General features: G+C 66.4%; 13 protein-coding genes. 4 read left to right on the plus strand and 9 right to left on the minus strand.

Translation table 11 applies throughout. The annotated features are described in order from the left end of the window. Positions 1-172: 172 nt before the first annotated feature. A complete protein-coding gene (locus G6045_RS33420; protein WP_328707993.1) occupies positions 173-478 on the plus strand; it encodes a WD40 repeat domain-containing protein in 306 nt (101 codons plus the stop codon). Between the two features lie 220 nt (positions 479-698). On the opposite strand, the gene G6045_RS33425 is transcribed toward G6045_RS33420, so the two are convergent. The 7 genes from G6045_RS33425 to G6045_RS33455 form a co-directional block, all read right to left on the minus strand. Further along, entirely contained in the window at positions 699-2,399 is a 1,701-nt protein-coding gene (locus tag G6045_RS33425; RefSeq protein WP_165335937.1) for an alpha-amylase family protein, read from the minus strand. Next, complete coding sequence (locus tag G6045_RS33430) at positions 2,390-3,394, minus strand: TIGR03885 family FMN-dependent LLM class oxidoreductase (RefSeq protein ID WP_165335938.1); 1,005 nt, start codon at positions 3,392-3,394, stop codon at positions 2,390-2,392. The genes G6045_RS33425 and G6045_RS33430 overlap by 10 nt, the downstream gene beginning before the upstream one ends. A gap of 302 nt (positions 3,395-3,696) precedes the next feature. After that, positions 3,697-3,990: a hypothetical protein gene (locus G6045_RS33435; RefSeq protein ID WP_165335939.1), complete on the minus strand. Its 294-nt coding sequence runs from the start codon at positions 3,988-3,990 to the stop codon at positions 3,697-3,699. A 1,228-nt stretch (positions 3,991-5,218) separates the two neighbouring features. Continuing rightward, positions 5,219-5,824 (minus strand): hypothetical protein, encoded by a 606-nt coding sequence (locus tag G6045_RS33440; protein WP_165335940.1) that lies wholly within the window; start codon positions 5,822-5,824, stop codon positions 5,219-5,221. Next, the gene (locus tag G6045_RS33445; protein ID WP_165335941.1) at positions 5,821-6,369 is read right to left on the minus strand and encodes an RNA polymerase sigma factor; all 549 of its coding nucleotides are present in this window, start codon (positions 6,367-6,369) and stop codon (positions 5,821-5,823) included. The genes G6045_RS33440 and G6045_RS33445 overlap by 4 nt, the downstream gene beginning before the upstream one ends. A gap of 131 nt (positions 6,370-6,500) precedes the next feature. Then, a complete protein-coding gene (locus G6045_RS33450; protein WP_235968483.1) occupies positions 6,501-7,241 on the minus strand; it encodes a hypothetical protein in 741 nt (246 codons plus the stop codon). A gap of 8 nt (positions 7,242-7,249) precedes the next feature. Continuing rightward, positions 7,250-7,858, minus strand: a complete 609-nt coding sequence (locus G6045_RS33455) for a zinc metalloprotease (RefSeq protein ID WP_328707994.1) — start codon at positions 7,856-7,858, stop codon at positions 7,250-7,252. Positions 7,859-8,814: 956 nt separating this feature from the next. Between G6045_RS33455 and G6045_RS33460 the strand changes: the two genes are divergently transcribed. From G6045_RS33460 to G6045_RS33470, 3 genes are all read left to right on the plus strand, one after another. Next, positions 8,815-10,176 carry a serine/threonine-protein kinase gene (locus tag G6045_RS33460; RefSeq protein WP_165335942.1) on the plus strand — a complete coding sequence of 454 codons (1,362 nt, stop codon included), beginning with the start codon at positions 8,815-8,817 and terminating at the stop codon, positions 10,174-10,176. Positions 10,177-10,391: 215 nt separating this feature from the next. After that, positions 10,392-11,003: a hypothetical protein gene (locus tag G6045_RS33465; RefSeq protein WP_165335943.1), complete on the plus strand. Its 612-nt coding sequence runs from the start codon at positions 10,392-10,394 to the stop codon at positions 11,001-11,003. A gap of 612 nt (positions 11,004-11,615) precedes the next feature. After that, complete coding sequence (locus G6045_RS33470; RefSeq protein ID WP_165335944.1) at positions 11,616-11,783, plus strand: hypothetical protein; 168 nt, start codon at positions 11,616-11,618, stop codon at positions 11,781-11,783. A 297-nt stretch (positions 11,784-12,080) separates the two neighbouring features. On the opposite strand, the gene G6045_RS33475 is transcribed toward G6045_RS33470, so the two are convergent. Further along, the gene (locus G6045_RS33475) at positions 12,081-12,572 is read right to left on the minus strand and encodes a tetratricopeptide repeat protein (RefSeq protein WP_165335945.1); all 492 of its coding nucleotides are present in this window, start codon (positions 12,570-12,572) and stop codon (positions 12,081-12,083) included. A gap of 102 nt (positions 12,573-12,674) precedes the next feature. Beyond that, positions 12,675-13,025 (minus strand): hypothetical protein, encoded by a 351-nt coding sequence (locus tag G6045_RS33480; protein ID WP_206344530.1) that lies wholly within the window; start codon positions 13,023-13,025, stop codon positions 12,675-12,677. Positions 13,026-13,213 lie beyond the last annotated feature (188 nt).

The raw sequence follows: 13,213 nt of genomic DNA on the forward strand, positions 1-13,213 counted from the left end.
CTCGCCCGACGCCGAGTGAACGTCCTCTGGGCCCTCCTGCGCGATGGACGGTGCTACGAACTCACACCACCGACCGTCCTCGCGGCTTGACAGACCGCATTAGGAATCTACGGGCCGGGCTGGTCCGCCGCGACGCCGACCAGGCATAGCGAGAAGCCACCCCCTTTAGAGGGTGGAGGAGTCACCAAGCTGTGGAACGCGGCGCCAGGCCAGCCAGCGGAAGGTCGTCATGCTCAAGGGTCACAAGCAAGAGGTCAGCACTCTGGCCTTCCATCCGAGCACCGGCCTTCTGGCCAGCGGCAGCGGAGACGAAACCGTCCGGCTCTGGGACACCGCCACCGGAAAGACCACGGCCACCTTCACCTGCCCCGACTCCGTGGAATCGGTGGCGTTCAGCCCCGACGGCAAGACAGTGGCCGCAGGCTTCAGCGCCTTTTCCTCCTCCGAGGAGACCGCACTACTGTGGCCGGTGCCCTGAGCCCTGAAGGTGCCAAGCCTCGCCAACGGCCTCAGCAGTTTCCGCTGTGCCGTCTTGACCCCGGCTCCTGTCCTCGCTGGAGGATGCTGCCACTTCCGCTCTGCCACACAGGAGTGGCGCCAGATCAAGCACGGGCAGCCTGCGACGTTCGGCTCCGCGCTCTTCGACTCGTGGGGCCGGCGGGTCCCGACGATGGTTCGGGTCGCCACTCATGGGCCTGTCAGCGGGGCACGATGCTTTCGGGGTCGTCCGCCGGGGTGCCGACGCGGAGCCACCGATAGCCGTAGGGGGGCAGATCGACGTGGAACATGCCGTCCTCGTCAGCTTTGAGGCCGGTGTGTGCCTCGTCGAGCAGGTCTGTCATCCGTCCGCCGGGCTCGGCGTCGGTTAGTTCCAGTCGTACGGTGTGCGGTCGGTCCGCGAAGTTGTGTACGGCCAGTACGGTGCCGTCGCCGGCGCGGCAGACGTGCGCCAGCACGGCGTCCTGCCCCGTGGTGAGTAAACGGTAGTCGCCCCAGGCCAGTTCCGGGGTCTCCCGGTAGCGCTCGATGAACAGACGCATGCGGCTCAGCAGGGAGGCAGGATCGCGGCTCTGCTCGTACACGTTGATCTTCTGGGGGCTGAACGCGCCGTCCACCAACGGGTTGGGGAAGGTGGCCGGGTCGGCGGTGGAGAATCCGGCGGCTTTCTGCGGGGTCCACTGCATCGGGGTGCGTACGGCCTGGCGTCCCTGTGCGGCGAGGTTTTCGCCCATGCCGAGTTCTTCGCCGTAGAAGAGCACGGGGGTGCCCGGCAGGGTGAACAGCAGGCTGTAGGCCAGTTCGACGCGGCGTCGGTCGCCGTCGACCATGGGCGGGAGCCTGCGGCGCAGTCCTCGGTCGTACAGCTGCATGTCCTTGTCCGGGCCGAAGGACGCGAACACCTCGGCCCGTTCGTCGTCGCTGAGTTTGTCGAGGGTGAGTTCGTCGTGGTTGCGGACGAACGTGGCCCAGTGGGCGTCGCGTGGTGGCTCGGGGCGCTCGCGCAGTGCGGCGGCCAGCGGCCTGGCGTCGTGGCGTGCCATCGACAGGTACATCCGTTGCATCGCGATGAAGTCGAAGCACATGGTGAGTTCGTCGCCGCGGTCCGAGGAGGGGTCGCCGAAGAAGCGGGCGGTGGCGTCGTAGGGCAGGTTGACCTCGCCGAGCAGGACCGACTCGCCGTTGCGGCGGCCGAGGAAGGCGCGCAGATCGGCGAGGTACTCGTGCGGGTCGGGCAGCTCCTTCGCGTCGCTTTGTCCGTCGGTCTCCAGCAGGAAGGGCACGGCGTCGACCCGGAAGCCGGACAGGCCGAGCTCGGTCCAGAAGCCCATGATGCGGGTGATCTCGTCACGGACCTCGGGGTGGGTGACGTTGAGGTCGGGCTGCTGCTTGTAGAAGCGGTGCAGGTAGTACTGGCCGCTGCCCTTGTCGTATTCCCACAGGCTGTCCTCCGCGTCGGGGAAGACCACGCCCTGGGGGCCGTCCGGTGGAGGCTGGTCCTTCCAGACGTACCAGTCGCGGTGGGTGGAGTCCCGGCCGGAGCGGGCGTCCTTGAACCAGGGGTGCTCCTCGGAGGTGTGGTTGACGACGAGGTCGGCGATCACGCGGATGCCGCGGTCGCGCGCGGTGCGGACGAACTCGGTGAAGTCGCCGAGGGTGCCCAGGCGCGGGTCCACGCCATAGAAGTCTGTGATGTCGTAGCCGTCGTCGCGTTCTCGTGTGGGGTAGAAGGGCATCAGCCATACGCAGGTCACGCCGAGGCGCACCAGGTGGTCGATGCGCTGGGTGAGCCCCGCGAAGTCTCCGATGCCGTCGCCGTTGCCGTCCTGGTACGTCTCGACGTCCAGGCAGTACACCACCGCGTTCTTCCACCACAGGTCGGACGTGCGTGTCAGACGCATCGGTACTCCTTGGCCGTGGCGGGTATCGGGCGGGTCACGTCGAGTCGCGGCAGCACCTCGGCGCCGAACGCGTCGATGAACGCGGCCTGTTCTCGGCCCACGTGGTGCAGCATCACCGCCTCGAACCCCAGGTCGGCGTACTCCTGGAGCCTGGCGGCATGCCATCCGAGGTCGGAGGAGACGTCGACCGTGCGCGCCACCTGCTCGGGGGTGACGTGCTCGCTGACGACGTCGAAGAGTTCCGCGGAGTCGAGGTCCCAACTGACCGGCGGGCGGTGCACGTTGGTTCGCCACTGGTCGTGCGCGAGGGCGAGCGCCTCGGCCTCGTCGGGCGCCCAGCTCAGGTGCACCTGGAGGTGGAGGGGCCCACGGCCGCCGGCGTCACGGTACGCGCCGATGATCTCGCGCAGGCGTTCGTGCGGGGCGTTGACCGTGATCAGTCCGTCCGCCCATTCGGCGCACCAGGCCGCGGTGGCGGTGCTGCACGCGGCTCCGATCAGCGGCGGTTGTTCGGGCGGCAGTGTCCACAGCCGGGCCCGGTCCACGGTCACAAGACCGTCGTGGCTGACCTCCTCCCCCTGCAGCAGCGCCCGGATGACGTCGACGCACTCCCGTAGACGCGCGGAGCGGACGTCCTTGCGGGGCCAACCCGCGCCGGTGATGTGTTCGTTGGAGGCCTCTCCGGTGCCGAGCGCGGTCCAGAACCGGCCCGGGTTCATGGACGCGAGGGTGGCGATCGCCTGGGCGACAATGGCGGGGTGGTAGCGCTGACCGGGCGCGTTCACCACACCGAACGGCACCTGGTCGGTGGCCTGGAGGGCGGCTCCGAGCCATGACCAGGCGAAGCCGGACTCCCCCTGACGCACGCTCCACGGCGAGAAGTGGTCCGAGCACATGGCGGCGGTGAAGCCCGCCTGTTCCGCACGTACCACGGCGTCGAGCAGATCCGCGGGCGGAATCTGCTCGTGCGAGGCGTGTAATCCGTAGACAGTCATGGCAACCGACTACCCCCCGGACGGTTCCTCAGCGGGGGCCGACCCCACGGGTGTCGGCGCCGTCGGAACTCCCGCGCCGCACGGTGCGCGTGGTGGGGCTGAAGGGGCGCGGGAGGGGGCCTTGGGAGGTGCCCTTGCAAGGACGTCCGCGGGGAGCGATCTCGGGCGACCTCATGAGGCCGGCTCCGGCGAGAGCCGTCTGCGTCGCGCGCCGGTGACCGCGTCGTCTTCGGCGCCGACGGTTTCGTGTCCGGCCGAGCGCCGCCGCGGGTCCCCAGGCCTCGGGCCCACAGGTCCGCGTGTCAGGCGCTCACGTGGCGACGGACGGCCGGCCTCCGTGGAGCCGCGTGGTGCGCGGGCTGGTCTGCCTCCTCGGACCGGTGCTGGCGCAGCCACAGGGTCGTCCCGGCCAGCAGACCGGCGAAGACGACCAACATGAGTACGGGCACCCACATCTGCCGACTGCCGGGGTTCTCCGAGCCTCCCCAGGCGGCGGTCGCCGCCCAGAGAAGAACGCCCAGCGCGTAGAAGGCGCGGATGCGGCGCATCTGCCGTACTGCCCGCAGGTGCTTGGACTGATCATTCTTCGTTGCCATGCACGGCCGTGTACCCCCTATCTCTCCTCTCGATCAGCCTGAGGGGGCTCGCGGGAAGGCAGAGGACAACACCCGGACCCTGACCAACCACTGCTGCCTGGCTCCTGACCTGCAGAGCTTCAGCTCCTGTGCAGTTGTCCCCGACCAGGTGATCCGGGGAAGCAGAGTGTGAACTTGGCAGCGTGTCTGCCTGGCTCCGGAGTGGAAGTACTCCCCCACATCGGAGGGCGGGACGTCATGGGGAGACAGGGCCCAGAAGTGACAGGCGTGTTCGATGGGCAAGACGCAGGAGCCGTTGGCGAGCAGGTGGCAATGCCTCTCGGCACGGAGTTTGCGTATCTCGCGACCTTCGACGACGGCGGGGTTGGTCGTGAAAGGCCCCGGTCTGCTCGAAGACGACGAAGCGCTCCTGGGCCACGGTGTGTTCGGCGATCCGGGCGTAGACCAGGGTCACGAGAGAGGCATGCGGCAGAGGGGGACGAAGCTTCCAGGAACATGGCGTGATTGACCGCATCCGCGGCAGGTGAACAGCAAACCGAGTTCGTCCGACCGATTGAGAGACTAGGTCGAGCAGGACCTTCTACAGCGGGCGTAGAGGGATGTACCGGTCGTTGTGGAGCTTGCCGACTGGTACGTGCAGTCAATGACTCGAGCCGATCCGTACCAACGCAACCGGGTCCGCATCACGCTGGGCGGCCACCACGTCATCGCCCGACTCACGGGCCGGGGAACACACTTGGTGTTCACGCCGGCAACCGAGGGTGCTCCGGATCAGATGCTGACTCCTCCGCCCGGCCCCCTCCAAGCCGATATCACCGGCGCACCCCTCCACGACAACGAGGTCCACATACACGTTGCCGCACGCCTGGTCAGCCTCGGCTAGACGCAGGAGGGGCGCGCAACAACCACGATGGCCGGTGCTGGCCCAGATACGGGTAGTCCGCCCGGGCTGGACACCGGATGCCCCCGAAGCCTGGACCCCTTCTGACGGGGACCCTTGAAATCGACCGGGGTCGCTGTTTGCCCCACACGCTTGGTCGTTGATCTGTCCAAGAAGGGCGCGGGCGAAGAGGGGTCCATTGATCACCAGAATGTACGTTCTGGCCATGACCTGCCATTGGGGGTGAACCACTTCAGGAAGGTCGCAGCTTCCTGCCGAGTCCAGGCGTGCACAGCGCCGGTCTTAGCGGAGATGTCAGCCAACACTGGGCTGACCGGTTGCCGCGGATCAGTCGGCCCCACGCGGAGTTGACCAGTACGGGGGGCACTGCGTGCGATCAGCGCGAGGTAGGTCTCGAACAATGGCTGTGCGCTGCTCGTCCAGCGACGCACCGGACCACGTATCAGCCGGCAGGTCCGTGCGAACGGGCACGCTCACCAAGACGTGTTGGCCCACCGCCCACGGCTCTCGAACCTTGGCTTGTGTCGGGTCCACCAGGTCCCAAGTCACGGCCTTCGGGCCGCTCTGCGCCGGTTTGATCCACTCCTGCACCTTGAACGTCACGCGCACCCGTCCGTTCACAGACTGCCGATCCACCGCTGTGACATCGCCAATCGCAATCTGGCTGGCACACGCGATGGCCTCGAATCGCGATTGACCCTGGCCCGTCGCATCCTCAGGCGCGCCCTCGTTCCCGCTGAGGCCGACAGCCAGGGAGATTCCCACGGTCAGCGCCGCGGCCGCCACCAACGGGACCAGGATGCGTCGCCGGGCGCGCGAACCAGAGGAGGACGGCGTATCTGGCACCATCCGGACATCACGATGTGCCTCCTCACCGATGAGTGCGAGGGCCTGTCGCAGGTTGTCGCGCTCGGCATCCGTGAGCTCGGTCATGACGCGTCTTCTCCCTTCGTCGTCAGCCACTTACGCATCGCCCCGGTCGCGGCATTCAGCCGGCTCTTGACCGTTCCCTCAGGAATGCCAAGCCGTCGCGCAATGTCGGACACGGTGAGGTCGGCGTAGAAGCGCAGTACGAGAACCTGCCGTTGGACAGGGGTGAGGGTCTCCAGCCCTTCGGCAACGGCCAGCGCACGGACTCGCGTTTCCTCGGTCTGCTGCGGGGGCCAATAGCGCCAACGCCCCTCGAGGCGCGCGCGTAGCCCGGATTGTCTGGCCCGGTCACGGTGCCAGTCGACGGCAATTCTGGAGGCCACGGTGGTGACCCAGGCTGCAGGGTTGTGTATCTCGGTTCTATCCGGACTGGTCTGGGCCTCGAGTAGCTTCAATCGGACCTGCTGAACGCCATCATCCAACTCGCCCCAGGGCACGCCGCCCAGCAGCAGCAGTGCGCGGACCTGGCCGATGTCCAAGTCGCCGGCATCCGCGGGTACTGAGGGTGCCTTGGCCGCTGCCGTCGGCTTGTCATGCCATCCGCCCATGATCGTTGTGTCCTTTCCTGCCGACTATCGACGGAAGAGCGCGCCGAAACGTTCGATGCCGATTGCGAGTTCAGCAAGTCTGGGTGGGAGGCGGTCGGTCGCCTCCCACCCTCCGAGGCCGGATCGCGGTGTCAGCTGCAGCCAGCCTGAGCACCCAGGACAGACGACGATGCTGGTGAGGCCGCGGCTTCGTTGAGTTGCGATACGAGAGCGGTTTCGGTCGCGCCGGCGAGTTCTTCTTCCAAGCCTGCGGGTGCGGTCTCGGTCACTCCAGCGCGCGCCGCGTTGGGCGGATCCTGTAGGCGGCCTTCCTCTTCGCCTTTGCCGATGACCTTGTTGTCGTAGGGAAGCTCGGACCCCTCGCCCAGGCCCATCCAGGCACCGGTCGCAGCGCCCTCTCCACGACATTCGGCGGGTTCCCACTCCATGGCCATGATGTAGGTATGGCCGACCTCGACCCTGGGCCGGTCCGCCATTGCCATGAGTCGTCGATTGTCCTGGTTGCCGTCCGTGAACTCCCAGCCGAGCGCGTTGAAGTCCCAGGTCTTCGGTGCGGGCGTGGCAGCGTTGGGATTGGACCAGAGAACCTTGTCCACCTTCAGGCGGACGGTGCGGTTGATCAAGCCTTCGCCCGCAGCCACTTCCTTCGACGTGGGCGGCAGCTCCTGCTCGCTGGTGGCGGTGACGACCACGACGTGGTCCGCGTAGGTTGTCCAATCTTCGGCGCTCTGGTTGGGCAGACGGTCCGACCCGTGCGCAACAATCGTGCCCGGCGTAGTCGCCGAGGGTGGCGAGAGCGCAGCAGCTGTCGCAGCGGCAATTCCCAAGACTGCCGCCATCGCGGAGAGCCCCAGGCCTATTTGGCGCTTCATCAGGACTCCTAGTAGACGGCGTTGATGTTGAACTTGTTGTTCGATCCGAGCGGCTCGCTGCTGCCCACTGGCGTCTGCATGCAACCGAGCGCGCCGTTCGTGTTGCCGGTGATGGGCAGGGAGTTGTTGCCGTGCTGGAGGCCCACCGCGTGTCCGGTTTCGTGGCAGACAAGGCCGCGGGTGTAGTCGCCTCCCCCGTGAATGCGGATGTACTGCTGGTCGCAGCGTCTACCGTCACCGTCGACGGCATCGTTGCACCAGGTGACCCCTCCCGACCCCGACGCCGGATTGCCTTCCTGGTAGATGATGTCGGTTTCCCCGCTGCCGGAAAATGTCGGGTTTGAGTCGTAGGTCACGACCAGATCGGTTGTTCGGAAGTCGTTGGCCATGGAGTAGTCGACTGCGTGCCGGTCCTCCGACTCCAGCTCATAGTCGCCCCCGCTGTCCATGTAGTACGTCATCGTCGTGTTGTCGGTCCAGCAGGAGACGACGCCGTCGCCTTCCTCTGGATCGTTGCGGCACGTCGGATCGGTCGCCCTCACCGGGTACATGTTGTCGATGATGGCTGCGGACCAGGCTGCGCCTGTGCCCACTCCCAGCGCGATGACCGAAGTCACCGCGATGACCCATCTAATCGCTCTACGGCGACGCTTGTCGGAATTGGATCTCGACACCTGACGTCCTCACTGTGCGGCTGCGACACTGCCGCAGCCCTGTGGGCATGGTTGGTGCGAGTTGATAACTCAAGGGTGGATGCGATCACTGACGACGGTCGCCGTCGACCGCGGCGATGAGTGACGAGATTTCCAACCGCTCGACGCGAATCTGCTTCATCTCAAGCGACGCCGGTTCCGCCGAAATGTCAGGACTGTGGCGTCCTTGCCGTACTCTTTGCGCTGCTGAATTGCCGGAACTCCATAGCCCCCACCCCGGAGTTATGTACCGCTCGCAAGTGTCGTGATTAAAGGCTCCGTGATCAGCCTGCGTCAAGGGACATGATCCCTTCCGTTTCCACTGACCCGCACCCTGTCCAGGACACATGCCAAGCCGTACTGCCTCTCGCCAGGGCAGGAGCCCTGGCCTCCGGCGCCAACCTCAATCACACGGCTGTCTCTACTGCTGTGCACTGGCCGCCGGCCAGCTCCTTGACATCTGAGGAAGCGCGGGTCCCATAAAACGGGCACCCACTTGGCTCTTCTCTGCGTCTCGAACTACGCGCGGCACCTGAGGCGGCCAGGCCCTCCAGACCGTGGGTGCCGTAGGAGGCCAGCAAGGCTGCACGGTGCGGTAACTGACGTCAGAGTCCTGTGACACAGCCTTCAGGGAGACGTTCTCGTGCAGATGGGGGGTGAGGATCCGGTATCGCGACATGGTCTGCCTGGTGTCACCTGGCCCGGTTTGCGGCTCTCGTTCACCTTCCGCGCTCACTCTCGCCATGGTCCTCCCAGGTGGGATGCCTGTCACCATCCACCCCAGTCGTCGAACGGACCAGGCCGGAAACCGTGAACCCTGGCAACATCGTCACCACTACTGACTCGGCGGTAGCACAGATGAGATGAGGGGGCGGGCGGCTGTGGCCCAAGGGGTGGAAGGCTTACTGATAGGCGGCCGCTTCCGGTTGTCGCACGTCCTGGGCACGGGTGGCTTCGGCCGGGTCTGGGCGGCCAAAGACATCGAGTTCCAAACCGACGTCGCTATCAAGGAGTTGGTCCTGGAGCAGGGCCTGGTCGGCAGGGAGCGGGAAGACCGCCTGAGCCGGGCCAGACGCGAGGCGCGCAACGCGGCAAAGCTCCGGGACCACCCGCACATTGTCAGCGTCCACGACGTCGTCATCCTGGATGAGGCGCCCTGGATCGTGATGCAGCTGGTGACCGGTGGCACTCTCCAGGAACGCCTCGTCAAGAAGAAGCGCCTGTCGGTGGGCCGTACCGGGCAGATCGCCGACGCACTCCTGCGGGCCCTCCAAGCGGCCCACCAGCGGGGCATCGTCCACCGGGACGTGAAACCCGCCAACGTCATGGAGACTGCCGACCGCACCATCCTGCTCACCGACTTCGGTATCGCGATCAGCCAGGGCGACTCCACACTCACCGCGACCGGCATGGTCATCGGCTCCCTGCCCTACCTCTCCCCGGAGCGGGCCCAGGGCTTGAAGGCGCAGGCGCCCAGCGACCTGTTCGCCCTGGGCACGACCCTGTACGAAACCGTAGAGGGCATCTGCCCCTTCAAGCGCGAGAGCCCAGCCGGCTCGCTCCACGCCGTCGCCTACGAAGACGTACCGCCAATGAAACGCGCAGACAGACTGCAACCCCTGATCGAAGCACTCCTGGAGAAGAACCCGGCCGACCGCCCCACCGCAACCGAAGCCCTCGAACTGCTCAAGTCATCGGCCCAGAAGGTCAAACGGAACAGCAAGTCACAGTTCAGGCCACTCCCCGAACCAACGGCAGCGCCTCCGGCGGCATCCAAGGCCGCCGTCCGCTCGACGTCGGCACCCAAGCCCAAGCCCAAGCCGACGTCAGGTGGAAGGCCACGGTCGGACAACAAGTCGCAGGACTCTCCTACTGGTGCAGCATTCGTTCCCGTCGACAAGAAGCCCTCAAAGGAGAGCGATTGGGAGAAGGGCGCCATGGCCTTCCTCGTTATTCTCTTCCCCGTGTTCTTATTGCTGTACACGGGGAACAATTCCTTCGCGAACTGGGTCAGCGGCGGCCTCGACGGCGACGTGGCCTCCGCCGAAATAGGCGACTGCGTCCACGAAACCAGCGAGGGGGAATGGGTCGAGGTCGCCTGCTGGTCGGCTGCCACCAAGTACAAGGTCACCGTCGTAGCTGAAGGCAACTGCCTCACCCAACCGCCCGATCGCACGGTAGCGACCGGGACTACGAGCAAGAACGGTTTCAGCTTGTTTCTATGCGTCGAACCTGACGACTGACAATCTCTGGGCCAGGTGGCGTGTCGGTTCCGCGGTGGCGCGTGGCTCACAGGCGCGACAGCTTGGGGTTATTCACGAGCACTCCGGCCCCACGGGCCAGTCGATACCCGGCTGTCGACTCAGCCCGACTCAGGCGTTCAGGAGCAGGTTTCTACCCGGCAGACCGGGCACGGGGAACCTTGACAGCACACCCACCCACGGCCGAGTCTCGGCCCATGACTCACCCGCTCAGCACAGACATCCAACAGGCCGCAGAACAGCAGAAGTTGGGGGAACATACGCACACCTTCCTGCCCTCTTGGAAGAAGGACCCCGTAACACGGTTTGACATCTACACGCACGGCGTGACCGCTGAGTACCGCGAGGGGGGTATCGGCGCGATCCGCTGGGGACAAATGAGCGTCTTCGAGGAGATATACAGCCGCAGCAGCGTCGTATCCCGGAACTACCAAATGACCGGAAACAACTACGGCATCTACCTAGGAAACTGGAAAAGCGCCCCAGAGTTCGCCCCGATCATCGTCCAGGAGACAACGGCCCTATGGGCGCCGTTCGAGATCAAGCGACTCGCAGACGGTGAAACCTGGCACCTTCACAGTATCCCCGGTAAATCCCGTTCAGTCGTCGCCATGACCAGCGAGGGGATCACCCTGGGGAAGACCTACAGCCCATGGAGCACCGTACGCGAGGTAGGAATAAGCGCCGGATCGCTCTACGTGAAAGTCACCGGCAAAATGACCCCCATCGCGTTTGGAGCAATGCACATTCCGAACGTTCACGCGGTACTGCTCGTGGCAAAACACTTCCAGCGCCAAGCCAGCAACTGAGGCTTTTCCATCGTCATGCTGACGCGTGGTGAAGGACGAGGACGGCTTCACGGTTTCGGTGAGGCGGTTGATGCTGTAGCAGGGGCATGATTTTCCCGGATGAACCCTCGGAGGTCGTGATCTTGACGTGGGTTTCGGCCCCTGAGACAACGAGCACATCGCCCGAGACGGGACAGCACCTTTCGCGGCAGGCTCATCGACATCAGAGCTTGCGTTCGGGGAGCGGTCACAGTGACCGCTCCCCGAACGGGTCTCGCCGCGGGGGCTCCTCAAATCGGTCCTCTACCTGCGGCAACGGGGATACGGAACAGGTTGCCAGGGACTGCTGAACGCGTCACACCCAACCTCAGTTACTGACACACCCCTCCTCCAGTCGGCCCACGACCCGGCCTCGGCCCGGACACCATCCTGCTCGTCGAAGATCACGCCCTGTGCGAGGACGGCGAGGACCGCAGCGAACTCGTACTCCACTTCTCGCCCCCGCTCAACCCCTACCTCCTGACCGCCTTCGCCCCGCCAGTTGCGGAAACCATCCGCTCGGCTCTCTGGGCGGCCTGGGCCAACGCCCCCCAGATCCTCACCCAGGTCAGCACGGGCCAGGGAGGCCACTGCATGAACGCCCACGCGGCCCGGTTCATGTCCCGCCCCGACATCACCTACGTGCCTTTCCGTGAGGATCCGCAGCTCCGCTGGGGACTGGTCTGGCGCACCGAGGCCGAGGACGCCCGCATCCGCACGCTCGCCCAAGTGGGCCGCGAACTCGGCACCGTCACCCTCTGAGGACCCACGGTGGAACTCGGGGCGATCGGCGTCTTCCTGACGTCGATCTAGATTCCGTACTTCGCCCGGACCGCGCAGTGGCCACACATGGCAGCGAGGCCCTTGCCGTAACGGTGTCGGCAACGAGGAGTGAGCGGCGAGCGAGCGGGGAGCCATCTGGCCGCGAAAGTGACTAGGGGGTACGGCAGTCGGCGAGTGGGACGTCAGGGGCGGGGTGCCCTATCCCATGCTTGCCACTGCGGCTCGAAGCACGCTGCCGCTCAAGCCACCAGCCACGCGTTTGCGGCGCCGCTGTCGTCATTCGGTGCCCTGGCCGCCGCCGTCCGCTTCCTCCCGCCAGCGGACGGCGGCGCGCCGGGCCTCGCTGGTGTAGATGTAGTCGGCTCCGTGCACCCGCTCCATGTCGAGCGCCAGCCGTTCGAACGCCTCGGCGGCACCGGTCGCGTCGCCCGACCTGCCGCGCAGGTTGGCCAGGTTGTGCCGAGTGGTGAGGACCTGAGGGTGGTCTTCGCCCAGCACCCGAACCCGCTCGGCGAGCAGCTGCTCGGAGATTTCCACGGCGCCGGCCAGGTCCCCGATCTCGCTCAGGTAGTGAGCCCGGTGCCGGAGCGCCACGGTATCGGGGTGCTCTTCGCGCAGCGCTCGATCCCGCTTGTCCAGTTCCTTCTCCGCCTGCCCGAAGGGCTCCGCCGGAGCGAAGGGGTTGCCCAGCACTCTCCTCACCCGCACCGCACCAAGCGCGGCCCCCACCGCCGCGACCGCACCCATGATCACCCATCTCCACGACACGTCAGGCACGCCTCCTTCGCTCCACGCCGTCCGGCAGGCGCCGTTCACATGGTCTTGGCCGTGGTGGACCCGCCGCCTGCATGGACGCCCCGACGGCCCGCGTCAGTTGCCGGCCGCGGATACTCCTTTGCCGCCGGGCCGCGTCGCTCCCGGGATCCTGGCCTCGGAAACCGTGAGCGAGGCGCAGCCTGCAGCCGTCTGCGGCGGCGTGGCATCGCCGAACTGCAGCCGCTCGCACCCGCCGGCAGGCGACGCGGACTTCCACACCGGATTGAGCTCCCAGTACATCCACACACCCCTGACCAGGAGAGAACTACGCAGGCGTGTGCCGGGTGCGGCCGTCCAGTGCCGTTCATGCACTGTCTCCTCGGCCGTCAACTCAGGCAGCTCCCACGGGAGCCGTTGACCGTCTTTGTGGTGCCATCGCGTCTCGTGGCGCAGGTCGATGCCCATGCCACGACGGGTGCTGCAGGCGTGGTAGTCGACAAGGTCGAGAAGGCCGCCGGTGGGCAGGTGGCACAGACGCAGCTGCTGCTTTCCGTAGCCCATCAGCCGCTGGAAGCGGCAGGCGCCGAGGGCTCGGCGGGCGTTGGATCCCCGGACTCAGGCTCCGGCTCGGAGTCGGGCTCGCTCCCCCGCCC

The sequence above is a fragment of the Streptomyces mesophilus genome (genome assembly GCF_011044995.1).
Taxonomy (GTDB): domain Bacteria; phylum Actinomycetota; class Actinomycetes; order Streptomycetales; family Streptomycetaceae; genus Streptomyces; species Streptomyces mesophilus.